We start from the raw sequence: 23,765 nt of genomic DNA on the forward strand, positions 1-23,765 counted from the left end.
CGGCGGTGCGAAGGCCGCGGCTCTGGTAGCATGTGCGGCCTTATCACGATGCCTGGAGAGCCCCCCCCGTGAATGATCCCTCGCCATCGATCGCCGCGCCCGACGCGGCCTGTGCCGAACGGGTTGGCCGCTACCTCGATACCCTGACCAAGCCGCCCGGCAGCCTGGGGCGTCTCGAGGACCTGGCGGTGACCCTGGCCGGCCTGACCGGCGAGGATTTCCCGGGCGTGACCCCACCCGCGGTGGTGGTCTTCGCCGCCGATCACGGCGTGGCCGAGGAGGGCGTCTCGGCCTTTCCCCAGGCCGTCACGGCGCAGATGGTGGCCAACTTCGTCGCCGGCGGCGCGGCGATCAACGTCTTCTCGCGGCGCATCGGCGCGCGCCTGGAGGTGGTCGACGTGGGTGTGGCCAGCGAGCTGCCGGCGCACGGCATCGTGCGCGACCGGGTCCGCCCCGGCACCGCCAACCTGGCCCGCGAGGACGCCATGAGCCGCGACGAGGCGCTGGCCGCCATCGCGGTGGGGCGGCGCGCCGCCCGGCGCGTCCAGGCGGCCGGCTGTCGCTGCCTGATCGCCGGCGAGATGGGCATCGCCAACACCACGGCCAGCAGCGCCATGCTGGCGGCCCTGACCGGCGCCCCGGTGAGTGAGCTGGTCGGGGCGGGCACCGGCGTGGCGGGCGACACCCTGGCCCACAAGCGTGCGGTCATCGAAGCGGCGCTTCTCGAACGCGCCCCCGATCGCGACGATCCGCTGGAGGTGCTGGCCCGGCTGGGCGGGCTGGAGATCGCCGCCATGGCGGGGGCCTTTCTGGAGGCCGCGTCACACCGCCTGCCGATCCTGGTGGACGGCTTCATCGCTACGGTGGCCGCGCTGACCGCCTGTCGGCTCGAGCCCGCCCTGCGCCCCTACCTGATCTTCGGTCACCGCTCCCACGAGCCGGGCCACCGCCTGGCCCTCGAGGCCCTCGGCGCCGAGCCGCTGCTCGACCTGGCGCTGCGCCTGGGCGAGGGCAGCGGGGCCGTGCTGGCCTTCCCGCTGCTCGAGGCGACCACCGCCATGCTGGCCGAGATGGCTACCTTCGCCACCGCCGGCGTTGACGATCGCGAGGCGCGCTGAGCCGTGGCGATCTCGCTCACTGCCGCCACGCGTCCGTCCGTGCGCCCCTCCTACCCGTACAGGTGTGACCTGGCCTTCGGCGACGGCCTGGCGCTGAGTGTGGACGCTGGCTGCGTGCATTTTCACCACGCCACCCCGCTGCGCACCCTGAGCAGCGCCCTGGTGGGCGAAGGGTTCAGTGGATCGGGCCACTTCTGCAACTTCCACGTCGACAAGGACTATGCCGGCCACGCGCCCCGGGCCGACCTGCTCGACTGGCTCGCCCGGTGCGGCCTCGACGGTGAGCAGAGCGTGGCGATGATGACCGCGGTCTCGCCGGCCCACCTGGCGCTGGAGGCGGCCGACGCCGGAGAGCGCTCTGTGCTGGCCGCGGTCACCGCCGGCGTCGGCAACGCCGTGGACATCACAGCGCCGGCCCTGGGCGACCCGCGCCCGGTGGTCGGCACGATCAATATCCTGGTCTTCATCGACGGCCACCTCGACGACGGCGCGATGGTCAATGCCGTCCAGTCGGTCACCGAGGCCAAGGTGCAGGCCCTGGGGAGCTGGGGCGTGCGCGATTCGCATACCGGCACTTCGGCCACCGGCACCTCCACCGATTGCCTGGCCATCGCCGCCACCCAGCGCGGTGACCCGACGCCCTATGCGGGCTCGGGCACCCGGCTCGGGCGCGCCATCGGCGACGCCGTGTATCGGGCCGTCCTGGCCTCCCTTGCGATGACGGAGGAGGCGCGATGAGCCCGCTCGTCGAGCCCTTCTCCCTGTCACTGCTGGGTCTGGTCGTCGCCGCCGTGCTGCTCGACCTGGCGCTCGGCGATCCGCCCTGGCTGCCGCATCCCGTGGTGGGCATGGGCAAGGTGATCGCCCGGCTCGAGGGGGCCTGGAACCACGGGGCCGCCGCCGCGCGACGCCGGCGCGGCCGTTGGTTGGTGCTGGTGGTGGTGGGCGGCAGCTGGGCGCTTGGCTGGGCGCTGCTGGCGGCCCTCGCCTGGCTCAGTCCCTGGCTGGCGCTCGCCGCGGAGCTCGGCCTGCTCGCCACCACCCTGGCCGCCCGGGGGCTCGCCGAGGCCGGCCGGGCGGTGGCCGGGCCGCTGGCCGGGCCGCTGGCCCGCGGCGACCTGGCCGAGGCGCGACAGGCGCTCTCGATGATCGTCGGGCGCGACACCACCGCGCTCGACGAGGGGGAGCTCGCCCGCGGCGCTGTGGAGACCGTGGCCGAGAACACCGTGGACGGCATCACCGCGCCGCTGTTCTGGGCGTTGCTCGGCGGCGCACCTCTGGCGCTGGCCTACAAGGCCGCCAATACCCTGGACTCCATGGTCGGCTACCAAAGCCCGCGCTACCTGGACTTCGGCCGCGCCTCGGCGCGGTTCGATGACGCCGTCAACTGGCTGCCGGCGCGGCTCACCGCACTGGCGCTGTGGCTGGCCGCCTGGGCGATACCCGGCAGCCGCCTGGCCGGAGCGCTCGCCGCCACGCGCCGAGAGGCCCCCCGCCACCCCAGCCCCAATGCCGGCTGGCCGGAGGCGATGGTGGCCAACCTGCTGGGGGTGCGGCTCGGCGGCCTCAACCACTACGCCGGGCGCTCCTCGCACCGCGCCACCCTGGGCACGGCCCTCGAGCCCCTGAGCGTTGTCCATATCGGCTGCGCCATCCGCCTCATGCATGGCGGCTGGCTGGCCTTCCTGCTGCTGATGGGCCTGCCGATCCTGGCGGGGGAGCTTCTTTCATGAGCCTGGGGGCCGCATCGTCCTGGCCCGGTCACGGCGGGCGCGCCGCACCGCTGCTCGCGCGCTACGGCCTGCCGGCGGACTATCCGCTGATCGACTTCAGCGCCAACCTCAATCCCCTGGGGCCGCCGCCCTGGCTCGGCGACTGGCTGGCCGGCGCCGCCGAGTGCCTGACCCGCTACCCGGACCCGGACGACGACCGCGCCCGTCGGGCCATCGCCGAGCACGAGGGCGTGGCCCCCGAGCGGGTGCTGGTGACCGCCGGCGGGGCCGAGGCGATCTTTCTCGCCGCGGGCCTGCATGCGGGCGGTCGCGCGTTGATCGTGCAGCCCACCTTCAGCGAATACGCCCGCGCCTGCGCCCACTATGGCCTCGGCGTCTCGTCCCTGGCGCTTAACGGCGAGGCCTTCCGGCTCGACGTTGACGCGGCCGAGCGAGCCATGGTGGCCGCCGAGGTGCTGTTCCTCTGCCGTCCCAACAACCCCACCGGCACGCTGATTCCCCGGAAGACCATCGAGCGCCTGCTGGCACGGTGCGATGAGACCGGCACCACCCTGGTGGTGGACGAGGCCTTCGTCGACTTCACCGAGAACGACGAGCGGCTGACGTCCTTGCTGGCTGAATCGCCGAACCTGCTGCTGCTGCGCTCGTTGACCAAGCTCTATGACCTGCCGGGCCTGCGGCTCGGCTACCTGCTGGGCGCAACCGAGACGGTGGCGCGCCTCGCCGAGCGCCAGCTGCCCTGGAGCGTCAATGCCCTGGCGCTCGAGCTGGTGGCGCCGCTGCTCGCTGATGCCGACTACCTCGCGCGCACCCGGGCCTGGCTGGCCGACCAGCGCGATCTGCCCCACAAGGTGCGCGCCCTGGGCTATACGGTGGCGCCGGCCGCCGCCAACTTTCTGCTGCTGCACGGCGGAGACGCCGCTGAGACCGAGGCGCTGTTCGCCTTCCTGCTGCGCCGTGGTCTGCTGGCACGCCACACCCACAACTTCCCCGGCCTCGACGGCCGCTGGCTGCGCCTCGCCCTGCGCGATGGGCGGGATAACGCCCGCCTGCTCGCGGCCCTGGCGGCCTGGAGGCGCGGATGATCGCCTTCGTCGCCGGCGGGGCGCGATCGGGCAAGAGCGCCGTGGCCGAGGCCCTGGCCATGGGGCACCTCGCTCACCAGCCTCGAGAGGCGAGAGGGGCGCTTGTCTATCTCGCCACGGCCCGAGTCGGTGACGACGAGATGGCAGCAAGGGTCGCTCGCCACCGCCGCGAGCGCGGCGAGGGCTGGCTGACGTGCGAGGCGCCCCTGGAGCTGGCCGACGCCCTGGATGGAGTGAAGGCGGGCAGCAGCGTGCTGCTCGACTGTCTGACCCTGTGGGCCGGCCAGTGGCTGTTCGAGGCCGAACGCGACGAGGCTGCCGGCCGGGCGATGCTCGAGTGGCTGATCACCTCGGCCCGGCGACGCGACATCGCCCTGGTGGTGGTCTCCAACGACCTCAACGAGGACCTGCCGCCCCGGGACGCCCTGGTATGGCGCTACCTGGCCTTCCTGCAGCGGCTCCATCGCGACCTGGCCGAGGAGGCGGATCGGGTGATCGAGGTGGTGGCCGGACGGGCCGTCTATTGGAAGGACATCGAGGGGAAGGGCATTGAGGAGAAGGATATCGAGGGGCAGGGCAGGGATGTGAAAGGAGCGAGTTCATGAAAAACGCGGTCTTCGGCGTGCTGCTGGCGATCCAGTTCCTGAGCCGGCTGCCGGTGCCGCTGGCCTGCCCCTGGACGCCGGCCACCCGGCGCTGGGCGGCCCGGGCCTATCCGCTAGTGGGCGCACTGCTCGGGGCCCTGGTAGCCGGGGCGGGCACGCTGCTGGAGCCACTGCTGCCCACGCCGCTGCTGGCCCTGGCGCTGCTCAGCCTGTGGGTGGCGCTTACCGGCGGCCTGCACCTGGATGGCGTGATGGATCTGGCCGATGCGCTGGGCAGCAATGCGCCCCTGGAGAAGCGCTTCGCGATCATGAAAGATCCCCAGGTGGGCAGCTTCGGGATCCTGGCGCTGGTCTTCCTGCTGGCCTGGAAGCTCGCCCTGCTGTGGGCGCTGCTCGACGCCGGTGCCTCCCCCTGGGGGCTGGTCGCGCTGCTGGCTCTGGGACGCCTCGGGGGGGTCGGCCTGCTGGTGACGGTGCCGGCGGCTCGCGCGGAGGGGATGGCCCACGCCTGGCAGCAGAGCCTGACCCGCGGCGACCTAGCGCTGGCCGCCGCGCTGCCTCTGGCGCTCTCGATCTGGTTGCCTGGCGGCGCCTGGCTGGCGGCCGGCCTGGTCGTCTTTATCATGGGATATGGCCTGGCGATGCGCCGGGCCTTCGGCGGCATCAACGGCGATATCGTCGGGGCCGCCATCGAAGGAGGAGAACTATGGCTGCTGCTGATCGCCTGGAGCTGGTGGTCGTTCGTCACGGCCTGACGAGCTGGAACAGTGAACGACGCTACCAGGGCCAGCGTGACATTCCGCTGCTGCTACCCGAGGCGCTGCCGGACCTGGATCGGCTGCGCGTGGCGCTGGCCGACAGCGTCTTCGATGCCGTGCACGCGAGCGATCTTACCCGCTGTCGTCAGACGCTCGCCCATATCCGGGATGGCAGCGCATGGGCGGCCCACCCCGAGACGCCGCGTTTCGATCGCCGCCTGCGCGAGCTGGACTTCGGTGACTACGAGGGGCGCACCTGGGAGGCGCTCAAGGACGACCCGGACTACCGGGCCTGGGTCGACAGCCGCGGCATGCGGGCGACGCCCGGCGGCGAGTCGGCCCACGACCTCTGGGCGCGGCTCTCCGCCTGGCTCGACGAGGTGCTGGCGCAGGCCAGCGAGCACGGCCACCGGCGGGTGCTGGCGGTCAGCCACGGCGGCGCCATCCGCGAGCTCTCCCGGCGCCTGGAGGGCGCCGACTTCTGGGCCGGCGTGGTGGGCCAGGCCCAGGGCCGGCGGTTCGTCTTCACCCATGGCGAGGAGGGCTGGCAATGCAGCTGTTCATCGGCGGTGCCTGCGCCGGAAAGCGCGACCTCGTAGCGAGCCGCTTCCCCGAGGCGGTTTGGCTGAAGATGGAGAAGGGCGCGGACCTTTCCGGCTGGCGTGATCGGCTTGCCCCGGGGCAGTGCCTGGTGATCAGCGGCTGGCTCGACTGGCTCGCCGGCGCCCTGGGAGATGATGCCGACGAGTCCGACGACGATCGGCTGCGCGCCCGGCTCGATGCGGAGTTGGCGGCGATGGTCGAGGCCGAGCGGCGGGGGCAGGGCGAGATCGTGCTGATCCTGCCGGAAGTGGGCCGCGGCATCGTGCCGATCGACCCGGCGGATCGTCGCCTTCGCGATCTCGCCGGCTGGGTGGGTCAGGACGCGGTGGCTCTCGCCGAGGCGGTGTGGTATGTGCGCCACGGACTGGCTCGCTGTCTGACCGTTACCTGAACTCTGCCTGCTCTGGGCATGAGCCGCGTCAACGTCGCCGGCGATTCGCGTTGACGCTTCAGGGGCCGGTTGCTAGCTTACCCGCACTCTCAGGTGCCGGTGGAGCTCGCTCCATCGGATAAACGGGAAGTCGGTGCGCCCCAGGGCGAGTCCGACGCTGCCCCCGCAACGGTGATCGAATCAAGGTCCGCCACTACCTCCTATTGGTATGCCACTGTGCCCCTGCGGCATGGGAAGGCGGCGGTCCGGAAGGTGCCCCATGGCTCATCTGCCAGGCCCTTCGTTCGTCAGCCCGGAGACCGGCCTGAGAGCACATGCCGGATCGCGGAGGGCGATCACGAGGCGGGGATCCCGGCGCCATGCCGCCTACGCCCGTGTTCTCGCTCCCTTCTGCCGGCCCATCAGAAAAAACGCAAGGTGCCGTGCGGGTGAGCACGGCAGCAAGGGACCCACATGAACACCACTCACGCTTTCCGTGGCCTGGCGGCCTTCGCCCTGGCCGCTCTGCCCCTGGCCGTCCAGGCCCAGAGCCCGTCGAGCGCCTCCGACGATGAGGTCGCCACCGAGACCCTCAACCCGCTGACGGTGACCGCCACCCGCGCACCGCGCACCGCCGATGAGACGCTGGCCTCGGTCACCGTGATCGACGAGGCCGCGCTGCGCCGTCAGGACCCCACCGACATCACCGACCTGCTGCGCGGCCAGCCCGGCGTCGACGTCTCGACCAACGGCGGCTTCGGCAAGACCAGTAGCGTCTATATTCGTGGCACCGGCAATGACCAGAGCCTGCTGATGATCGACGGTATCCGCCTGCGTTCGGCAACGCTTGGGGGAGCGTCCTGGCAGTTCCTCGATCCGCGGATGTTCGACCGCGCTGAAATCGTGCGCGGCCCGCGAGGCAGCCTCTACGGCGCCGATGCCGTGGGCGGCGTGGTGCAGCTGTTCACCCCGCAAGGGGAGGGGGCGCCCACGCCGCGCATCTCGCTGGGCGGCGGCAGCTTCGATACTCGGCGCGCCAGCGCCTCGCTCTCCGGTAGCGAGGGCGGCACTCGCTACCATGTCGCCGCCAGCCGCCTGGATACCGACGGCTACGAGATCATCGAAGGCGAGGGCGACAAGGGCTACGACAACACCACCGGCCTGGTCAGGCTCTCTCACGGTTTCAACAATGGCGCTGAAGTGGGCGTGCTGGCCCTGCGCGCCCGGGGAAACACCGAGTTCGATGCTAACGGGACTCCCGCCGATACCGACTACGTTCAGCAGGTCGCCGGTCTCTATGGCGAGCTGCTGGTGACCGAGGTCTGGAAGAGTCGCCTGACGCTCAGCGAGGCCCGGGACAAGACGGAGACCGCGGCCTACGACAGCCTCTTCGACACCACGACACAGACCCTGCGCTGGGAGAACAGCGCCTGGTTTGGTCCCCACGAACTGGTGGCCGGCGCCGAATACCAGGAGGACGACATCGCCGGCAGCGACACCGGGTCCGGCACCTATGCCGAGGAGAGTCGCGATAACCTGGCCGTTTTTGCCCAGGCGCTGATGGATTTTGCCCCGGTCTCCGTGCAGGCCGGGCTGCGCCACGACGACAACGAGGCTTATGGAGAGGAACTTACCGGAAGCCTGGCGCTGGGCTATGACCTGAGTGAGTATCACACCCTCAGGGCTAGCTATGGCACAGCATTCCGAGCGCCGACGTTCAATGATCTTTATTACCCTTATCAGTCCTCGACGTTCTTTGGTACCACGTATATTACCGAAGGAAATGAAAATATTACTCCCGAGACATCGGCCACATTTGAGCTGGGTGTCCGTGGCCAGTACCAACAATATTTCTGGGATCTGGCCCTGTATCAAACTGATGTCGAGGACATGATCGATTGGGCGAAAGATGAACCGTCGCCCAACGTCGTGCGTTATCAGCCGACCAATATTGAAGAGGCTCGTATACGTGGTGCGGAGCTAGCTGTCGGAGCTCAGATCAACGACTGGACGCTTGCAGCAGCACTGACCTATCTCGATCCCGAAGATCGCAAGGAAGAGAAACGTCTTCCTGGACGTGCCACTCAGAGCCTGCGACTGGACCTTGATCGCGAATTGGGCGACTGGTCGCTGGGTGGCTCCTGGGTCGTGCAGAATCATCGCTACGGTGACAAGGAAAACGAAGAGCGCCTCGGTGGCTTTGGCTTGGCCAATCTGCGAGCTGGTTGGGAATTTTCCCCCGGGTGGTCGACTCGCCTGACACTGGAAAATGCGCTGGATAAGGAGTACGAGACAGTCAGAAATTATCTCAATGCCGGCCGCGCTGCATACCTGAGCGTGAACTTTGGTGCCCTGTAAGAAAAACACGCCACGCGGGGCGCAAAGAGGGCGGCGGCTGATCATGGCCGCCACCTTGAGTGTGGCGACGTCGGTGATGGCCAATTCGGGCAATAGCGTCTCGGGCATCTGCGTCATTGATGACGCCGGGCGCGAGGTCTGCCTGGACGCCCCGGCGAGGCGCATCGTCGCGCTCTCGCCGGGCGTCACCGAGCTGCTTTACGCCGCTGGGGCCGGGGAGCACTTGGTCGGGGCGGTCAGCTTCAGCGACTATCCGGCCGAGGCCACCGAGCTGCCTCGGGTGGGCAGCTATGATCGCCTCGATATGGAGGCGCTGCTGGCCCTGGAACCCGACCTCGTAGTGGCCTGGGCCGGCGGCAATCCCCGCGAGCAGGTCGATCGGCTGCCGCGGCTCGGCCTTCCCGTCTTCTTCTCCGACGCTGGCGACTTCGCCGCCATCGCCTCGAGCCTCGAGCGCTTCGGAGCGCTGGCCGGCAGCGAGGCGGTGGCGGACGAGGCCGCTAGCACGCTGCGCCAGCAAGTGGCGGCGCTGCGCGCTCAGCACGCCGACGCCGCGCCGGTCCCGGTCTTCTATCAGGTGTGGGAACAGCCGTTGATGACCGTCAACGGCGAGCACTGGATCAGCCAGGCGCTGTCGCTGTGCGGGGGCGAGAACCTCTTCGCCGCTGAGGCGCCGCTGGTGCCGCGCATCGGCGTCGAGGCGGTACTGGCCCGCGACCCGGAGGCGATCATCACCGGCGGCATGGGCAAGCCCGACTCCACTTGGCTCGAGGCCTGGCGCGACTACCCGGAGATGACTGCGGTACGCCGCGACAACCTCTTCTTCGTCGACCCGGACCTGGTGCAGCGCGCCACGCCGCGGTTGCTGGAGGGCACTCGGGCGCTCTGCGCCCGCTTGGAGAGCGCCCTTGAGCGGCGCTAGAGCCGTGCTGGCGCGCCCCGGGCCGCTGGTCTGGCTCGCGCTGGCCGCGCTGCTGGCCCAGGGCGTGGCCCTGGCGCTGGGCAGCGTATCGATCGGTGTGGATGAGCTGCTGCGGGTGCTGACCGGCGGCGGCGAGGCGCTGCATCGTACCCTGGTGCTTGAGCTGCGCCTGCCCCGCTCGCTGGCCGCCTTCGGCACCGGCGCGCTGCTGGCGCTCGCCGGGGCGCTGATGCAGGTGCTGCTGCGCAATCCGCTGGCCGACCCCTACGTGCTGGGGCTCTCTGGCGGCGCCTCGGTGGCGGCGCTGGCCGCCATGCTGGCGGGCCTCGGCGCCGCCCTGGTGGGCGGCGCGGCCTTCGCCGGGGCGCTCGTCTCGACGCTGATCGTCTTCGGCCTGGCCCACGGCACCGGAAGCTGGACGCCCACCCGCCTGCTGCTCACCGGGGTGGTGATGGCCGCCGGCTGGGGCGCCGTGATCACCTTCCTGCTGGCGGTGAGCCCGGTGGAGCGGCTGCCCGGCATGCTCTACTGGCTGATGGGCGATCTCGCCTACGCGGGCACGCCCTGGCCGGTGCTCTCGGTGGCCGTGCTGGCCCTGGTCGTCGTGCTGCCCCTGGGGCGCACCCTCAACGTGCTGGCCCGCGGCGGGCTGCAGGCCGCCGCGCTGGGCGTGGCGGTGCGCCCGCTGGAGTGGACGCTCTACCTGCTGGCCAGCCTGCTCACCGCCGTGGCGGTCACCACCGCCGGCAGTATCGGATTCGTGGGCCTGATGGTGCCGCACATGCTGCGCCTGCGACTCGGCAGCGACCAGCGGCGGATCCTGCCGGCGAGCCTGCTGGCCGGCGGCACCCTGCTGACGCTCGCCGATACCCTGGCACGTACCCTGATCGCGCCCCAGCAGCTGCCGGTGGGGGTGATCACCGCGCTGCTCGGCGTGCCGAGCTTTCTCTACCTGCTGCATCGGAGCCGCTGATGGTCATGCCGACCCCGACGCTGGAGGCGCGAGAGCTGGTGGTCGACGTGCCGGGACGCCAGGATGGGCGGGCGCTCACGCTGGGCATCGCGCCGGGCCAGGTGTGGGGCGTGCTGGGCCCCAACGGCGCCGGCAAGACGACCCTGCTGCACACCCTGGCCGGGCTGCGGCCGCCGCGCGCAGGGGAGGTGTGCCTCGAGGGCCGACCGTTGACCGGATGGCGGCGGCGTGCGCTGGCGCGCCGGCTGGGCCTGGTCTTCCAGGAGCGCCACGACGACTTCCCGGCCACGGTGCGGGAGACCGCGCTGATCGGCCGCCACCCCTTCCTGTCGCCCTGGCAGCAGGAGGGTCCCCAGGACCACGCCCTCGCCGCGGCGGCCCTGGCGCGCCTGGATCTGTCCCATCTGGCCGAGCGCGAGCTCGCGACCCTCTCCGGCGGCGAGCGCCAGCGGGTCAGCCTGGCCACGGTGCTGACCCAGGCGCCGGCGATCTGGCTCGCCGACGAGCCCACCAACCATCTCGACCTGCATCATCAGGTGGCGGTCATGGGCCTGCTGGCCGAGCAGGCCAGGCGCGGCGGCGCGGTGATGATGTGCCTGCATGACCTCAACCTGGCGGCCCGCTGGTGCAGCCACTTGCTGCTGCTCTATCCCGACGGCGAGGCCTGCTGGGGCCCCGCCGAGGCCATGCTGGTGCCCGCGGCCCTGGAGCGGCTCTACGACCAGGCGCTGACTCGCGTCGAGGTCGAGGGCGCCCCCGTCTTCGTGCCACAGCGCTGACGCTTTTCTTCTCATCCCCTTCACAGGAGACCCGGCATGAGCCGACCCTCGATCGACCCTGAACGTCACGCCGAGCGCATGGCCGCCAAGCAGAAGATCATGAACGAGCGGATCAAGGCCGCCGACAAGGAGCAGGGCGTGCTGCTGGTGCTCACCGGCCCCGGCAAGGGCAAGAGCAGCTCGGGCTTCGGCATGCTGGCTCGCGCCTTGGGCCACGGCATGAAGGTGGGCGTGGTGCAGTTCATCAAGGGCGCCTTCAGCACCGGCGAGGAGGCCTTCTTCCGCGACCTGCCGGGGGTGGACTACCACGTCATGGGCGAGGGCTACACCTGGGATACCCAGGACCGCGAACGCGACGTGCGCGCCGCCGAGGCGGCCTGGGCCGAGGCGCGACGCATGCTCGCGGACCCGGACTATGCGCTGGTGCTGCTCGACGAGCTCAATATCGCCCTGCGCCACGGCTACCTGGATCTCGACGCCGTGCTCGACGACCTTCAGGCGCGCCCGGCCATGCAGCACGCGGTGGTCACCGGTCGTCACGCCCCCGAGGCGCTGATCGAGCTGGCGGACACCGTGACCGAGATGAAGGTGGTCAAGCACGCCTTCAAGGATCAGGGGATCAAGGCTCAGAAAGGAATCGAACTGTAGTAGCTCCGGCTATGAACTCTCCGAATGAGCGCCGGGGACAAGCCGAAGCGAGGGTCTTTCGCCATGGGTGAGGCGATCCTCGCCGAACGGGTTGGCCAAGGATGGCCAACACCGGTCCTGCAAGCGGAGCAGGATGCGAGAGCGCCGCAGGGCAAAAGTAGCGCCCAGGGAGGGGTTCACAGCGCCCTCGCGGCGGGTTGTCCCCGGGTAAGCTTATCAGCCCACGGGGCAGCGTAATCCCACCACCCAGCTTTCCAGGAGACCGTCGCATGGCAGATCCCAGCGGACGACCCGATCACGCCTTCCCCGAGGCGCAGCGCAAGGGCCTCTACCGGGCCATCTTCGAGCGCCGCGACGTGCGCGCCCAGTTCCGCCCGGACCCGATCCCGCCGGAGGTGCTGGCGCGGCTGCTGGAGGCCGCCCACCATGCGCCCTCGGTGGGCTTCATGCAGCCCTGGGACTTCCTGCTGATCGACAGCCGCGAGGTGCGAAGCCGCGTCCACGCCATTTTCGAGCGCGAGAACGCCAGGGCGGCCGAGGCCCACAGTGGCGAGCGCGGCGCACTCTATCGACGCCTCAAGCTCGAGGGCATCCTCGAGGGCCCGCTTAACCTCTGCATCACCTGCGATCGGGAGCGTGGCGGCGAGCAGGTGCTGGGCCGCCAGAGCATCGTCGAGATGGATCTGTTCAGCACCTGCCTGGCGGTCCAGAACCTCTGGCTGGCGGCCCGCGCCGAGGGCATCGGCGTAGGCTGGGTCAGCATCCTCGATCAGGAGGATCTGGCCGAGGTGCTGGGCCTGCCGGATCACGTATACCCGCTCGCCTACCTGTGCCTGGGCTACGTCGACGACTTCCTCGATGGGCCGGAACTTGCCCGGGCCGGCTGGCGACAGCGCCTGCCGCTGGCCGATCGGGTGCACGGCAACGGCTGGCAGACCCCACCGGCGGATTCGGCGCTGACGCGTGCCGTCGATGCCCTGGCCCCCCGACAGTGAGGACGCTGCCATGCCGACGCTGATGATCCAGGGCACCACTTCCGACGCCGGCAAGAGCACCGTGGTCGCGGGGCTATGTCGGGCGCTGGCCCGTCGGGGCATCTCGGTGGCGCCCTTCAAGCCCCAGAACATGGCGCTCAACAGCGCCGTGACGCCACAGGGCGGCGAGATCGGGCGCTCCACGGCGCTGCAGGCCCGAGCCGCGGGCCTCGCGCCCCATGCCGACATGAACCCGGTGCTGCTCAAGCCCGAGAGTGACCGGGGCGCCCAGGTGATCGTCGACGGCCAGGTCTACGGCCACATGGACGCGATCGACTATCACGCCTTCAAGCGCCAGGCGCGGCAGAGCGTGCTGGCGGCCTGGGAACGGCTGTCGGCGCGATTCGACGTGATCATCGCCGAGGGGGCGGGCAGCCCAGCCGAGGTCAACCTGCGCGAGGGCGACATCGCCAACATGGGCTTCGCCGAGGCCATCGACTGTCCGGTGCTGCTGGTCGGTGACATCGACCGCGGCGGCGTCTTCGCCCAGCTGGTGGGCACGCTCGCACTGCTCTCCGAGTTCGAACGCGCGCGCACCCGGGGCTTCGTCATCAACCGCTTCCGCGGCGACATCGCCCTGCTCGAGCCCGGCCTCGACTGGCTCACCGCGCACACCGGCAAGCCGGTGCACGGCGTGTTGCCCTACCTGCAGGGCCTGCTGCTCGACGCCGAAGATGGGGTGGGCCTCACCGGTCACGAAGCGGGTATGCCCGACCTGCGCGTGGTAGTGCCGGCGCTGCCGAGGATCAGCAATCACACCGACCTGGATCCGCTGCGCCTGCATCCGCGGGTGTCGCTGAGCATCGTCGGCCCGGACCGGCCGATTCCCCCCGCCGACGTGATCCTGCTGCCGGGCAGCAAGGCGACGGCAAGCGATCTGGCCTGGCTGCGCGCCCAGGGCTGGGAGACGGCGATCCGCCGCCACCTGCGCTACGGCGGCCGGGTGCTCGGCATCTGTGGCGGCTTCCAGATGCTTGGCGAGGCCATCGACGATCCGGACGGCCTGGAAGGCCCTGCCGGTAGCGTGCCGGGACTCGGCCTGCTGGCGATGCGCACCCGGATGGTGGCAGGCAAGCAGCTGCGCAACATCCGCGGCCGCCTCTTGGACACCCCAGCCGGGGAGGGCACGCCGGTGAGCGGTTACGAGATCCACAACGGCGTGAGCGAGGGGCCGGCCCTGGCCCGGCCGTTGATGGAGCTCGAGGGTCGACCGGACGGTGCCATCAGCGAGGACGGCCAGGTGCTGGGCACCTACCTGCATGGCCTCTTCGAGGAGGCGGCTGCCTGTGCGGCGCTGCTCGCCCGGCTCGGCCTGCCGGAGAAGGCCGGGGAGGCCGCCGTGGACTTCGCCGCCCATCGCGAACGCGAACTCGACCGCCTGGCCGATGGCCTGGAGGCGAGCCTGGACATGGCCGCCATCGAGGCGCTGGCGACGGGCGGCAGCGACCCTGTATCCAATTATCGTTAGTTTTATATACAATAGCCGCCTCACAATGTGACCACGCGAGGCGGTAATGACGGCACGGAGCGGCACGACCCGAGGGGATCTCACGACCTGGCAGTTCATCGGCGGACTGGCGCTGCTGGTGGCGCTCGGCCTGAACCTGCGTCCGCTGCTGGCCGCCGCCAGCCCGCTGATGGAGGAGATCCGGGTGGCCACCGGGCTCAGCTACACGGTGCTGGCCTGGCTGACCACCCTGCCCTTCCTCTGCATGGGCGGCGTGGCACTCGCCAGCGGCCGCCTGCAGGCCTGGCTGGGTGAGCAGCGCGGCATCAGTCTGGCCCTGGTGGCCATCGCGGTGGCCTGCGCCCTGCGCCAGCTCGACGGCAGCGGTGCGACCCTGCTGGCCACGGCGCTGCTGGGCGGCGCCGGCATCGCGCTGATCCAGGCGCTGGTGCCGGGGCTCGCCAAGCGCCGATTCGGCCGGCGCATGCCGCTCGCCATGGGCGTCTACTCCGCGGCGCTGATGTCCGGCGGCGGCCTGTCTGCCTGGGCGAGTCCCTGGCTGGCGAGCCTCGGCGGCTGGCAGCTGGGCGTGGGCCTGTGGTGGGTGCCGGCGCTGATCACCCTGCTGGCCTGGGTGTGGCTCTCCCGCCGCCCCCGGGCGCCGGAGCCCGCCTGGGTGGCCCTGGCCGGTCCGCGGCCCTGGCGACTGCCTCGGGCCTGGCTGCTGGCACTCTATTTCGGGGTGATCAACGCGGGCTACTCCAGCCTGGTCACCTGGCTGCCGGTCTACTATCGGGAGCTCGGCTGGAGCGCCTCGTCCAGCGGCCAGCTGCTGGCCTGGATGACCATCTTTCAGGTGATCGCCGCCCTGGCAATGCCAATCCTGGCGCAGCGTCAGTCCCATGCGGATCGTCGCTGGCTGCTGGCCGTCAGCCTGCTGGCTCAGCTGACCGGCTACCTGGGGCTGATCCTGCTGCCCGGCCAGGGGGCGCTCGTCTGGGTGGCCATCGCCGGTTTCGGCCTGGGATCCAGCTTCTCCCTGGGCCTGATCCTCGCTCTGGATCATCTCTCCGATCCCCGCGCGGCGGGACGCCTGGCCGCCTTCATGCAGGGCTTCGGCTTCATGCTCAACGCGCTCTCGCCCTGGATCAGCGGCGCCCTGCGTGAGGCCACCGGCGGCTTCCTGGCCGCCTGGGTGCTGCTGGCCCTCGGCGCGGCGGCGATGCTGCTGGTCACCCTGCGCTTCAATCCGCGCGACTATGCGCGGGTGATGGCGGGCGCTGCCGAGCGCTCCTGAGTCATCGGCGTCATGTCATGAACCTGGTTGGGGCGTCGCTGATCACCGCCTCGACGCCCCAGGCCCAGCGTGGGGCGAAAGCGAGCGGGTCGTTGGCCGTGTAGCAGAGCAGCCGATACCCCGCCGCGGTCACCTCCCGGGCGCGAGGCGCCTTCAGGCGCTTCCAGTCGGCATGCACGCTGAAGGCTTCCACCGCCTCGCAGCGTCGCCGCCAGTCGCGGCCGATCCCCTCGAAGAGTACGCCCAGCGACAGCGCCTCGGGTCCGGCCAGGGCGCGGGCGTGGGCGAGGGCCGCGTCGTTGAAGGAGGAGAGCAGCCGGCGCGATGGCGGCAGCGCCTCCATCACGGCGGGCACGGCGGCCGCCACCAGGGCGCGGGGATCGCGGCCGCGATTGACCTTGAGTTCCAGGTTGACGCCCATGTCGAGCTCGTTGAGCAGCGCCAGCATTTCCGTGAGGGTGGCCATGGGCTCGCCCCGAAAGGCCTCACCGAACCAGCCGCCGGCATCGAGGCGTCGCGCCGCGGCAAGATCCAGGTCGGCCAGCCGGCCGCGGCGATCGGAGCAGCGGCGCAGGCCGGCGTCGTGCCAGATCACCGGGGTGCCGTCGCCGAGCAGCTGCACGTCGAGCTCCACCCAGTCGACGCCCACGCCGTGGGCGGCGCGCACGGCCGCGAGAGTGTTCTCCGGGGCGCGGGCGGAGAGGCCGCGATGGGCGATCAGGCGGGGCAGGGCGAGCGCGGCGTCGGGCATGGGGCGGTTCCTGATCGGCGGGGCGAAGAGGGACAGCGTAGCGCCATCGGACTGGGACGGGAAACGCCCCGGCGCGGCGGTCGCCGAGCACCGCGCGATCGGGCCAGGATGTGGTAGGCTGCGCGCTTTCGATCCTGGCGCTGGCGCCGGACATACGACGATGCGAGGACACCGAGATGAGAGTCGTGCACATCAAGAATCCCGAGCAGCGCGATGCCTGCCTGGCTCGGCTGTGCGCCGAGGCCTACGGCCAGGACGCCGGGCTCACGCCGCTGGCGACCTTCGCCGGCACCCTGGGCGTGCTGGTCAAGCAGGAGGCCGCCCGGGTGCTGGCGCTGGTAGATGATCAGTCGCGCCCGGTGGCGCTGGCCCTGCTGGTGCTCGATGAGATCGGCAGCAGCATGACCGTGATGCTGCTGGCCGACCTCGACGGTGAGAGCGTGACCCGGCCGTCCGAGCGGCTGGTCGCCGAGCTGGCCCTCAAGGCGCCGCTGCGCGTGGACGCCACGGGCCCCGAGCAGGAGGCGCGCTTCCGCGAGGCGGGCATCACCCGCTGGCTCGACGGCAAGGCCGGCGTGCGCATCGGCCTCGGCCCCAAGCATCCCGCCACCTCCGTGGCGGAGCTGCCCCGGGCGCTGACCTTCGACGAGGCCTCGGTGGTCCAGTCGTTCAAGCGCGACCGCGCGCTCTTCGACGACTACAAGGCGCGCTTCGTCCGCGGGCTAGAGTCCTTCCCCGCCACGCTCTGAGTCGCATGGTCGGGCGACATGAATCGCAGGCGGCGGGCGACATCAGCCGCCCGCGCCTTGACCCCGGGGGTGTCCGGACGCTTGACTGATGGGCCCATCCGTCAACGTCACAAGGACAATACCCCATGGCCCAGCGTATCCAGTTCGCCCGCACCGGCGGCCCCGAAGTCCTCGAGCTCGTCGATGTCACGCCGGCCGAACCGGCCGCCGGTGAGGTACGCGTCCGCAACCAGGCGGTCGGCCTCAACTTCATCGACATCTATTTTCGCACCGGCCTCTATCCGGCGCCCGGCCTGCCCTCGGGGCTCGGCACCGAGGGCGCCGGCGTGGTCGAGGCGGTCGGCGAGGGCGTCACTCACCTGGCGGTAGGCGATCGGGTGGCCTACGCCCAGGGACCTCTCGGCGCCTACGCCGAACAGCACGTGCTGCCGGCCGACAAGGTGGTGGCGCTGCCCGAGGCGATCGATGTCGAGACCGCCGCGGCCGGCATGCTCAAGGGCCTCACGGTGCAGTACCTGCTGCGCCAGACCTACCCCCTGAAGGGCGGCGAGACCATCCTCTGGCATGCCGCCGCCGGTGGCGTCGGCTCCATCGCCTGCCAGTGGGCCAAGGCGCTCGGCGTGCGGCTGATCGGCACGGTCAGCTCCCCGGAGAAGGCGGCGCTGGCCACGCAGAACGGCGCCTGGGCGACCATCGACTACACCCGGGAGGACGTGGTCGAGCGGGTGCGCGAGTTGACGGACGGCGCGATGTGCGACGTGGTCTACGACTCGGTGGGCAAGGACACCTGGGAGACGTCGCTGGACTGCCTGAAGAAGCGCGGCCTGATGGTCAGCTTCGGCAACGCCTCTGGCGCGGTCGAGGGCGTCAACATCGGCATCCTCAACCAGAAGGGGTCGCTTTACGTCACGCGCCCGAGTCTCAACGGCTATGCCGACACTCGCGAGCGGCTGGAGTGGATGGCCGGCGAGCTCTTCGCGATGCTCGAGAGCGGCCAGGTCACCATCGATATCTCGAATCGTTATCCGCTGGCCGAGGCGGGCGATGCTCAGGCGGCCCTGGCGGCCCGCCGGACCACCGGGTCGACCATCCTGCTGCCGTGATCTGATCTCCTGCCGAGGCGCGGGCGGCGCCTCGGCTATGTCCGAAAACTGGCTGCGCTCGGCCATACGGCGTTAAAAATCGACTCAAAGTACTCATTTACACCCCGTAAACTCGTGCGCGAGCCCGGTCCGTCTTTTCGCCGATTTTTGCCTTGTCTGACCTTAGCTCGCCGACTTTTCAGACAAAGCCTACAGCGACTCGTTGAGCTCGCCGATCAGCTGCTCGCGCCGCTTGAGCGCGGCGAGCCCCTCGTCGCCCAGCAGGTTCGCCGCCTCGCTCAGCAGGCCCTCGGCCAGCAGCATGAAGGCGCACATGCTGTTGCTGAAGAAGAGGCTGTGGTCGGGGACCGGAAAGACGTGGTGCGCCACCCGGGCGAGCGGCGAGCCCCGGGAGTCGGTCAGGGCGATGACGCGGATGCCCTGGCGCGCCGCCACCTCCGCCGTGGCCAGCACGCTGGGGGTGTAGGGAAAGCAGCTCGCCACCACCAGCACGTCCCCCGCCTCGAGCTGGGCCAGCGCATCCGCGACGCCGTGGCGGACGGCGTCCAGCGGTGCGGCATCGGCGCGCAGCATGCCCAGGCCATAGGCCAGGAACGAGGCCAGCGAGGCGAACTGGCGCATGCCGTGGACCCTCACCCGCTTCGCCTCCACCAGCAGCCGCGCCGCCTCGGTGAAGGCCTCGCCGTCGATGCTCGCCACCGTGTCGGCGATATTGGCGCTCTCCTGTCGCCCCAGCCGGGCCAGTCGGGCGAGGGCGTCGTCGTCCCCGTCGCCGTCCAGCAGGCGCGAGACCTGATCGCTGTAGAAGCTCTTGCCCTCGGTGACGTGGCGGCGAAACACCGCCTGCAGGCCGGCGAAACCCTCGAAGCCCAGCCGCTGGGCCAGCCGCGACAGGGTCGAGGGGCTGACGCCCAGGCGCTCCGCCAGGTCGCTGATCGAGGATACCGCGGCCTGCTGCGGCGCGGTGACCATCGCCGACAGCACCCGACGCGAGCGCTTACCCAGCCGCAACGATCCCTCGCCCTGCTCGATGGTGGCGAGCAGGCGCTCGAGGTCGCCGAGGGTGTCCGGTCGCTGGGGCTTGGGGAGTGTCATGTCGGTTTCGGCGCGGCCTGGGGGATTGAGGTGGGGCATTGTAGCGCTCGTCGGGCGTGGCGTCAGGCCGCTGCCGGATAGATTTGCAAATATATTTCCTTTTTTGCAGAATGGTTATTGTGTTTGCATATTTGCGAGAGGGCCGCATGAGCCACGTATTCCACCGTCATCTGAAGCACTCCTATCCGACCGCCGTGGGCGGCGAGGGTCCCTACCTGATCGATGCCCAGGGCCAGCGCTACCTGGACGCCTGCGGCGGTGCCGCGGTCTCCTGCCTGGGCCACAGCGATGCCGAGGTGATTGAGGCGGTGCGTGACCAGATCGGTCGTCTCGCCTATGCCCACACCTCCTTCTTCACCAACGAGCCGATGGAGGCGCTGGCCGATTTTCTGGTCGAGCGCGCGCCGTCGGGGCTCTCCTCGGTCTACTTCGTCTCGGGCGGCTCCGAGGCGGTGGAGTCTGCGCTGAAGCTGGCGCGCCAATACTTCATCGAGCGCGGTGAGCCCCAGCGCAAGCACCTGATCGCCCGGCGCCAGAGCTACCACGGCAATACCCTGGGGGCGCTCGCCACCGGCGGCAACGCCTGGCGCCGGCAGCAGTTCGAGCCGCTGCTGGTCGGGGTAAGCCACGTCAGCCCCTGCTATGCCTACCGTGGCCAGGCCCCCGGCGAGACCTCCGAGGCCTACGGCGAGCGGCTGGCGGCGGAACTCGAGGCCGAGATCCAGGCCCTGGGGCCGGAGACGGTGATGGCCTTCGTCGCCGAGCCGGTGGTCGGCGCGACCCTCGGTGCGGTGCCGCCGGTGCCGGGCTACTTCAAGCGGGTGCGCGAGATCTGCGACCGTCACGGCATCCTGCTGATCCTCGACGAGGTGATGTGCGGCATGGGACGCACCGGCACACTGTTCGCCGCCGAGCAGGAGGGCGTGACGCCGGACCTGCTGACCGTGGCGAAGGGCCTCGGCGCCGGCTACCAACCGATCGGCGCGACCCTGGTCGGCGAGCGGATTCGCGCGGCGATCGCCGAGGGGTCGGGCTTCTTCCAGCACGGGCACACCTACATCGGTCACGCCACGGCCTGCGCCGCCGCCCTGGCGGTGCAGCGCGCCGTCGAGGAGCGTGGCCTGCTGTCGCGGGTCGTGAGTCTGGGCGAGGGGCTGCAGCAGCGGCTAGAGGCGCGTTTCGGCGAGCATCCCCACGTCGGCGACATCCGCGGTCGGGGGCTCTTCCGCGGGCTCGAGCTGGTCGCCGAGCGCGACGCCAAGACGCCGTTCGCCCCCGAGCGCAAGCTGCACGCGGCGATCAAGCGCGCGGCCATGGATGAGGGGCTGATGTGCTATCCCATGGGCGGCACCCTGGATGGCCGCCGGGGCGATCATATCCTGCTGGCGCCGCCCTTTATCCTCGACGACGCCCACCTGGACGAGATCGTCGACAAGCTCGATGCTGCCCTCAAGCGCGTTCTCACCCACTCGTAATGGAGCCTCGCCCGATGTCGATCGACTCCCGCCTCTCCCCCCTGGACGAGGCCAGCATGGCGCCCGACCAGCGCCGCGTGCTGGACGCCATCCTGAGCGGCCCCCGCGGCAACCTGGACGGCCCCTTCCTGGCCTGGATCCACAGCCCCGAACTGGCCGATCATGCCCAGCGCCTCGGCGCCTTCTGCCGCTACGGCACCCGCCTGGAGCTGCGACTCACCGAGCTGGCGATACTCTTCACCGCGTCCTGGTGGCAGTCCCAGGCGGAGTGGCAGATCCACGCGCCCATCGCCCGCGAGGCCGGGGTCAGCGAGGCGGTGATCGAGGCGCTCCAGGATGGGCGCGAGCCCGATTTCGAGCGCGACGACGAGGCGCTGATACATCGCCTGGGCAAGACGCTCTACACCACCCGGCGCGTCGACGAGGCGCTCTACGCCGAGGCGGTGGCGGCCTTCGGCGAGCCGGCGGTGGTGGAGCTGGTGGGGGTGTTCGGCTACTACGCCCTGGTGGCCATGACGCTCAACGTCTTCGAGGTGCGCCGCGGCAGCGAGCCGCTGCCGTTCGCCGAGCCCTGACGTGACGGGCGGTCTGCAGGACCGCGCCGAGCCGACCGACGTTCTCGCGGCCTGCGCGCCCTGGCCATGTGCCGGGGTGTGCGTATGGGGCGGGGGAAAGCGGGAAACGCTGGCTTTTCTCGGCCTCGGCTGTTGTGCTGACATCATCCTGACGGCACAGGGAGGTGATCGGCGATGAGCGACAGCACCCAGGTATTTATGGTTCTCGGCGCGACGCTCGCGGCCTTCGTGTGGGGCCGCTTTCGCTACGACCTGGTGGCGCTGGGTGCGCTGCTGGCCTCCGTGCTGCTGGGCCTGGTGCCCACCGACGAGGCCTTCTACGGCTTCGGCCATCCCGCCGTGATCACCGTCGCCGCGGTGCTGGTGCTCAGCCGCGGCTTCGAGCGTTCCGGGCTCGTCGATCTGATCGCCGAGCAGGCCCTCAGGGTCGGCGACCGCCTGATCCTGCAGATGCTGGTGCTCTCCGGCACCGTGCTGGTGCTCTCCGGGGTGATGAATAACGTCGGTGCCCTGGCGCTGATGCTGCCGGTGGCGATCCGCATGGCGCGGGAGCACGACAGCCCGCCCTCGCTGCTGCTGATGCCGCTGGCCTTCGGCTCGCTGCTCGGCGGCCTCACCACCCTGATCGGCACCCCGCCCAACATCATCATCTCCAGCTACCGTCATGAGGCGGTGGGGGAGAGCTTCGGCATGTTCTCCTTCTTTCCCGTCGGTGCCAGCGTGGCCCTGGTCGGCCTTGCCTTCATCGTGCTGATGGGCTGGCGCCTGGTGCCCCAGCGAGCCGGCAAGGCTTCCACGGAGGAGATGTTCGATACCGCTCACTACCTCGTGGAGCTGCGCGTCCCCGAGGACGGCAAGGCGGTAGGCTGGACGCTGCGCGACCTGCACCAGGCCCTGGAGGAGACCATCCCGGTGCTGGCGGTGGTGCGCGGTGACAAGCGCCATGCCGGTCACGCCTTCCACGGCACCCTCGACGAGGGCGATATCCTGCTGGTGGAGGCCGGGCCCGAGGAGATGAAGCTGATCGAAGACAAGGCGGGCCTGGTGGTCGGTCCCGAGCCGCCGCCGGACGATGAGGTACAGGAGAGCGAGTCACAGGAGAGCGATGAGCAGGACGCGCCTCGCAAGGCCCAATCAGGTGAGTCGCAGGATGACGAGTCGCAGGGTGAGGAGGAGGAGGCACAGCGTTCCTCGGTGGATACCGAGGGCCTGCAGCTGGTCGAGGCGGTGGTGCGCAACGACTCCATGATGATCCATCGCACCGTCACCCAGCTGCGCCTGCACAACCAGTTCGGCCTGCACCTGGTGGCGGTGGCCCGGGACGGCGGCCGCCTCAACCAGCGCCTGCGCGATATTCGCTTCCGGGCCGGCGACGTGCTGCTGCTGCAGGGCGGTGAGGGCGAGATCGGCGAGAGCCTCACTACCCTGGGTTGCCTGCCGCTGGCCAGCCGCAACCTGACCCTGGGGCGGCCGCGCATGCTGGCGGTCTCGGTGGCGATCTTCGCGGTGGCGGTGATCGCCATGGTGCTGGACCTCGTGCCCTCGTCGGTGGCGCTGACCGCTGCCGCCCTGGTCTCGCTGATGGTGGGCGTGCTGTCGCTGCGCGAGGCCTATCAGGCCATTGATGGCCCGGTGATCGTGCTGCTGGGGGCGATGATCCCCGTGGGGCAGGCGCTGGAGACCAGCGGCGGGGCCTCCCTGATCGCCGAGACCCTGCTGGCCATGGGCCGCGAGTGGCCGGTGGTGGCCACCCTGGTGGGACTGTTCTTGATCTGCACGCTGCTCTCCAACGTGGTCAACAACGCCGCGGCGGCGCTGCTGATGGCGCCCATCGCGGCGAGCCTCGCCGAGGGCTTCGGCGTCTCCCTGGATCCTTTCCTGATGGTGGTGGCGATCAGCGCCTCCTGCGCCTTCCTGACGCCCATCGGTCACCAGTCCAATACCCTGGTGATGGGCCCGGGCGGCTATCGCTTCGGCGACTACTGGAAGCTGGGGCTGCCGCTGACCCTGGCGGTGATGGCGGTGGCGATCCCGCTGATCCTGATCGTCTGGCCGCTGTAGCCTTTAGCGAGAACGCATCCTGCGCCGGGATGGGTCTCCGAGAGGGCGCTGTGAATACGTCCCTGTACGCTACCGATGCCCTGCGGCGCTCCCGCGTCCCGTCCGCTTGCAGGGCCGGTGCTGACCATCTCTGGCCAGCCCGTTCGAAGCAGTGCTTCTCACCCCTGGCATAGGATCCTCTCTTTGACCTGTCCCGCCGCTCAGACTCTATTTTATTCGGCTCTTG

General features: G+C 70.4%; 23 protein-coding genes and 1 riboswitch. Of the genes, 21 read left to right on the forward strand and 2 right to left on the reverse strand.

Annotation, left to right across the window (positions count from 1 at the left end; translation table 11 throughout):
• Positions 1–68 precede the first annotated feature (68 nt).
• The 16 genes from cobT (at position 69) to RSO68_RS15125 (ending at position 15,730) form a co-directional block, all read left to right on the forward strand.
• The gene (gene cobT / locus RSO68_RS15050; RefSeq protein WP_089849652.1) at positions 69–1,118 is read left to right on the forward strand and encodes a nicotinate-nucleotide--dimethylbenzimidazole phosphoribosyltransferase; all 1,050 of its coding nucleotides are present in this window, start codon (positions 69–71) and stop codon (positions 1,116–1,118) included.
• Between the two features lie 3 nt (positions 1,119–1,121).
• Complete coding sequence (locus RSO68_RS15055; RefSeq protein WP_315587176.1) at positions 1,122–1,856, forward strand: adenosylcobinamide amidohydrolase; 735 nt, start codon at positions 1,122–1,124, stop codon at positions 1,854–1,856.
• Positions 1,853–2,851 carry an adenosylcobinamide-phosphate synthase CbiB gene (gene cbiB, locus RSO68_RS15060; protein WP_315587177.1) on the forward strand — a complete coding sequence of 333 codons (999 nt, stop codon included), beginning with the start codon at positions 1,853–1,855 and terminating at the stop codon, positions 2,849–2,851. The genes RSO68_RS15055 and cbiB overlap by 4 nt, the downstream gene beginning before the upstream one ends.
• On the forward strand, positions 2,848–3,936 hold the full coding sequence (cobD, locus tag RSO68_RS15065; RefSeq protein WP_315587178.1) for a threonine-phosphate decarboxylase CobD: 1,089 nt from the start codon (positions 2,848–2,850) through the stop codon (positions 3,934–3,936). Before cbiB ends, cobD begins: the two co-directional genes overlap by 4 nt.
• Entirely contained in the window at positions 3,933–4,541 is a 609-nt protein-coding gene (locus RSO68_RS15070) for a bifunctional adenosylcobinamide kinase/adenosylcobinamide-phosphate guanylyltransferase (protein WP_315587179.1), read from the forward strand. Before cobD ends, RSO68_RS15070 begins: the two co-directional genes overlap by 4 nt.
• Positions 4,538–5,296 carry an adenosylcobinamide-GDP ribazoletransferase gene (cobS, locus tag RSO68_RS15075; RefSeq protein WP_315587180.1) on the forward strand — a complete coding sequence of 253 codons (759 nt, stop codon included), beginning with the start codon at positions 4,538–4,540 and terminating at the stop codon, positions 5,294–5,296. Before RSO68_RS15070 ends, cobS begins: the two co-directional genes overlap by 4 nt.
• Positions 5,248–5,898, forward strand: coding sequence for a histidine phosphatase family protein (locus RSO68_RS15080; protein WP_315587181.1), 651 nt, complete (start codon positions 5,248–5,250; stop codon positions 5,896–5,898). Before cobS ends, RSO68_RS15080 begins: the two co-directional genes overlap by 49 nt.
• Positions 5,850–6,293 carry a bifunctional adenosylcobinamide kinase/adenosylcobinamide-phosphate guanylyltransferase gene (locus RSO68_RS15085; protein ID WP_315587182.1) on the forward strand — a complete coding sequence of 148 codons (444 nt, stop codon included), beginning with the start codon at positions 5,850–5,852 and terminating at the stop codon, positions 6,291–6,293. Before RSO68_RS15080 ends, RSO68_RS15085 begins: the two co-directional genes overlap by 49 nt.
• 74 nt (positions 6,294–6,367) lie before the next feature.
• A riboswitch (cobalamin riboswitch) is annotated at positions 6,368–6,615 on the forward strand.
• A gap of 131 nt (positions 6,616–6,746) precedes the next feature.
• The gene (locus tag RSO68_RS15090; protein ID WP_315587183.1) at positions 6,747–8,630 is read left to right on the forward strand and encodes a TonB-dependent receptor domain-containing protein; all 1,884 of its coding nucleotides are present in this window, start codon (positions 6,747–6,749) and stop codon (positions 8,628–8,630) included.
• 43 nt (positions 8,631–8,673) lie between these two features.
• Positions 8,674–9,552 (forward strand): cobalamin-binding protein, encoded by an 879-nt coding sequence (locus tag RSO68_RS15095; RefSeq protein WP_315587184.1) that lies wholly within the window; start codon positions 8,674–8,676, stop codon positions 9,550–9,552.
• Positions 9,539–10,525, forward strand: coding sequence for a FecCD family ABC transporter permease (locus RSO68_RS15100; RefSeq protein ID WP_315587185.1), 987 nt, complete (start codon positions 9,539–9,541; stop codon positions 10,523–10,525). The genes RSO68_RS15095 and RSO68_RS15100 overlap by 14 nt, the downstream gene beginning before the upstream one ends.
• A 5-nt stretch (positions 10,526–10,530) precedes the next feature.
• Entirely contained in the window at positions 10,531–11,304 is a 774-nt protein-coding gene (locus tag RSO68_RS15105) for an ABC transporter ATP-binding protein (RefSeq protein ID WP_315587200.1), read from the forward strand.
• A gap of 36 nt (positions 11,305–11,340) precedes the next feature.
• Positions 11,341–11,952, forward strand: coding sequence for a cob(I)yrinic acid a,c-diamide adenosyltransferase (cobO, locus tag RSO68_RS15110; RefSeq protein WP_315587186.1), 612 nt, complete (start codon positions 11,341–11,343; stop codon positions 11,950–11,952).
• 269 nt (positions 11,953–12,221) lie between these two features.
• Positions 12,222–12,947: a 5,6-dimethylbenzimidazole synthase gene (gene bluB, locus RSO68_RS15115; RefSeq protein WP_315587187.1), complete on the forward strand. Its 726-nt coding sequence runs from the start codon at positions 12,222–12,224 to the stop codon at positions 12,945–12,947.
• Between the two features lie 10 nt (positions 12,948–12,957).
• Positions 12,958–14,454 carry a cobyric acid synthase gene (locus tag RSO68_RS15120; protein ID WP_315587188.1) on the forward strand — a complete coding sequence of 499 codons (1,497 nt, stop codon included), beginning with the start codon at positions 12,958–12,960 and terminating at the stop codon, positions 14,452–14,454.
• A 46-nt stretch (positions 14,455–14,500) separates the two neighbouring features.
• On the forward strand, positions 14,501–15,730 hold the full coding sequence (locus RSO68_RS15125) for a CynX/NimT family MFS transporter (protein WP_315587189.1): 1,230 nt from the start codon (positions 14,501–14,503) through the stop codon (positions 15,728–15,730).
• A gap of 10 nt (positions 15,731–15,740) precedes the next feature.
• On the opposite strand, the gene RSO68_RS15130 is transcribed toward RSO68_RS15125, so the two are convergent.
• Complete coding sequence (locus RSO68_RS15130) at positions 15,741–16,481, reverse strand: glycerophosphodiester phosphodiesterase family protein (protein ID WP_315587190.1); 741 nt, start codon at positions 16,479–16,481, stop codon at positions 15,741–15,743.
• A gap of 176 nt (positions 16,482–16,657) precedes the next feature.
• On the opposite strand from RSO68_RS15130, the gene RSO68_RS15135 reads away from it, so the two are divergent.
• Together RSO68_RS15135 and RSO68_RS15140 are read left to right on the forward strand one after the other, a co-directional pair.
• On the forward strand, positions 16,658–17,230 hold the full coding sequence (locus RSO68_RS15135; RefSeq protein ID WP_089845912.1) for a hypothetical protein: 573 nt from the start codon (positions 16,658–16,660) through the stop codon (positions 17,228–17,230).
• A 125-nt stretch (positions 17,231–17,355) separates the two neighbouring features.
• Entirely contained in the window at positions 17,356–18,333 is a 978-nt protein-coding gene (locus RSO68_RS15140; protein WP_315587191.1) for an NADPH:quinone reductase, read from the forward strand.
• A gap of 189 nt (positions 18,334–18,522) precedes the next feature.
• Here RSO68_RS15140 and RSO68_RS15145 read toward each other — a convergent pair whose 3' ends face one another.
• The gene (locus tag RSO68_RS15145) at positions 18,523–19,428 is read right to left on the reverse strand and encodes a MurR/RpiR family transcriptional regulator (RefSeq protein WP_089846325.1); all 906 of its coding nucleotides are present in this window, start codon (positions 19,426–19,428) and stop codon (positions 18,523–18,525) included.
• 146 nt (positions 19,429–19,574) lie between these two features.
• Here RSO68_RS15145 and RSO68_RS15150 point away from each other — a divergent pair, with 146 nt between their 5' ends.
• The 3 genes from RSO68_RS15150 to RSO68_RS15160 all read left to right on the forward strand — a co-directional run bounded on the left by RSO68_RS15150 (position 19,575) and on the right by RSO68_RS15160 (position 23,539).
• Positions 19,575–20,903, forward strand: a complete 1,329-nt coding sequence (locus RSO68_RS15150; protein ID WP_315587192.1) for an aspartate aminotransferase family protein — start codon at positions 19,575–19,577, stop codon at positions 20,901–20,903.
• Positions 20,904–20,917: 14 nt separating this feature from the next.
• The gene (locus tag RSO68_RS15155) at positions 20,918–21,478 is read left to right on the forward strand and encodes a carboxymuconolactone decarboxylase family protein (RefSeq protein ID WP_089845919.1); all 561 of its coding nucleotides are present in this window, start codon (positions 20,918–20,920) and stop codon (positions 21,476–21,478) included.
• Between the two features lie 174 nt (positions 21,479–21,652).
• Positions 21,653–23,539, forward strand: coding sequence for an SLC13 family permease (locus RSO68_RS15160; protein ID WP_315587193.1), 1,887 nt, complete (start codon positions 21,653–21,655; stop codon positions 23,537–23,539).
• The last annotated feature ends 226 nt before the right edge of the window (positions 23,540–23,765 follow it).

Source organism: Halomonas saccharevitans, assembly GCF_032333995.1.
Lineage (GTDB): Bacteria > Pseudomonadota > Gammaproteobacteria > Pseudomonadales > Halomonadaceae > Halomonas > Halomonas saccharevitans.

Bases quoted from the DNA above. Each gene is read 5' to 3' on its own strand.
- RSO68_RS15155 (WP_089845919.1), top strand. From the start codon at position 20,918: ATGTCGATCGACTCCCGCCTCTCCCCCCTGGACGAGGCCAGCATGGCG.
- RSO68_RS15140 (WP_315587191.1), top strand. From the start codon at position 17,356: ATGGCCCAGCGTATCCAGTTCGCCCGCACCGGCGGCCCCGAAGTCCTC.
- cobO (WP_315587186.1), top strand. From the start codon at position 11,341: ATGAGCCGACCCTCGATCGACCCTGAACGTCACGCCGAGCGCATGGCC.
- RSO68_RS15070 (WP_315587179.1), top strand. From the start codon at position 3,933: ATGATCGCCTTCGTCGCCGGCGGGGCGCGATCGGGCAAGAGCGCCGTG.
- RSO68_RS15095 (WP_315587184.1), top strand. From the start codon at position 8,674: ATGGCCGCCACCTTGAGTGTGGCGACGTCGGTGATGGCCAATTCGGGC.
- RSO68_RS15135 (WP_089845912.1), top strand. From the start codon at position 16,658: ATGAGAGTCGTGCACATCAAGAATCCCGAGCAGCGCGATGCCTGCCTG.
- RSO68_RS15085 (WP_315587182.1), top strand. From the start codon at position 5,850: ATGCAGCTGTTCATCGGCGGTGCCTGCGCCGGAAAGCGCGACCTCGTA.
- cobS (WP_315587180.1), top strand. From the start codon at position 4,538: ATGAAAAACGCGGTCTTCGGCGTGCTGCTGGCGATCCAGTTCCTGAGC.
- RSO68_RS15105 (WP_315587200.1), top strand. From the start codon at position 10,531: ATGCCGACCCCGACGCTGGAGGCGCGAGAGCTGGTGGTCGACGTGCCG.
- RSO68_RS15080 (WP_315587181.1), top strand. From the start codon at position 5,248: ATGGCTGCTGCTGATCGCCTGGAGCTGGTGGTCGTTCGTCACGGCCTG.
- bluB (WP_315587187.1), top strand. From the start codon at position 12,222: ATGGCAGATCCCAGCGGACGACCCGATCACGCCTTCCCCGAGGCGCAG.
- RSO68_RS15145 (WP_089846325.1), bottom strand. From the start codon at position 19,428: ATGACACTCCCCAAGCCCCAGCGACCGGACACCCTCGGCGACCTCGAG.
- RSO68_RS15130 (WP_315587190.1), bottom strand. From the start codon at position 16,481: ATGCCCGACGCCGCGCTCGCCCTGCCCCGCCTGATCGCCCATCGCGGC.
- RSO68_RS15125 (WP_315587189.1), top strand. From the start codon at position 14,501: ATGACGGCACGGAGCGGCACGACCCGAGGGGATCTCACGACCTGGCAG.
- cbiB (WP_315587177.1), top strand. From the start codon at position 1,853: ATGAGCCCGCTCGTCGAGCCCTTCTCCCTGTCACTGCTGGGTCTGGTC.
- RSO68_RS15090 (WP_315587183.1), top strand. From the start codon at position 6,747: ATGAACACCACTCACGCTTTCCGTGGCCTGGCGGCCTTCGCCCTGGCC.
- RSO68_RS15150 (WP_315587192.1), top strand. From the start codon at position 19,575: ATGAGCCACGTATTCCACCGTCATCTGAAGCACTCCTATCCGACCGCC.
- cobD (WP_315587178.1), top strand. From the start codon at position 2,848: ATGAGCCTGGGGGCCGCATCGTCCTGGCCCGGTCACGGCGGGCGCGCC.
- RSO68_RS15120 (WP_315587188.1), top strand. From the start codon at position 12,958: ATGCCGACGCTGATGATCCAGGGCACCACTTCCGACGCCGGCAAGAGC.
- RSO68_RS15160 (WP_315587193.1), top strand. From the start codon at position 21,653: ATGAGCGACAGCACCCAGGTATTTATGGTTCTCGGCGCGACGCTCGCG.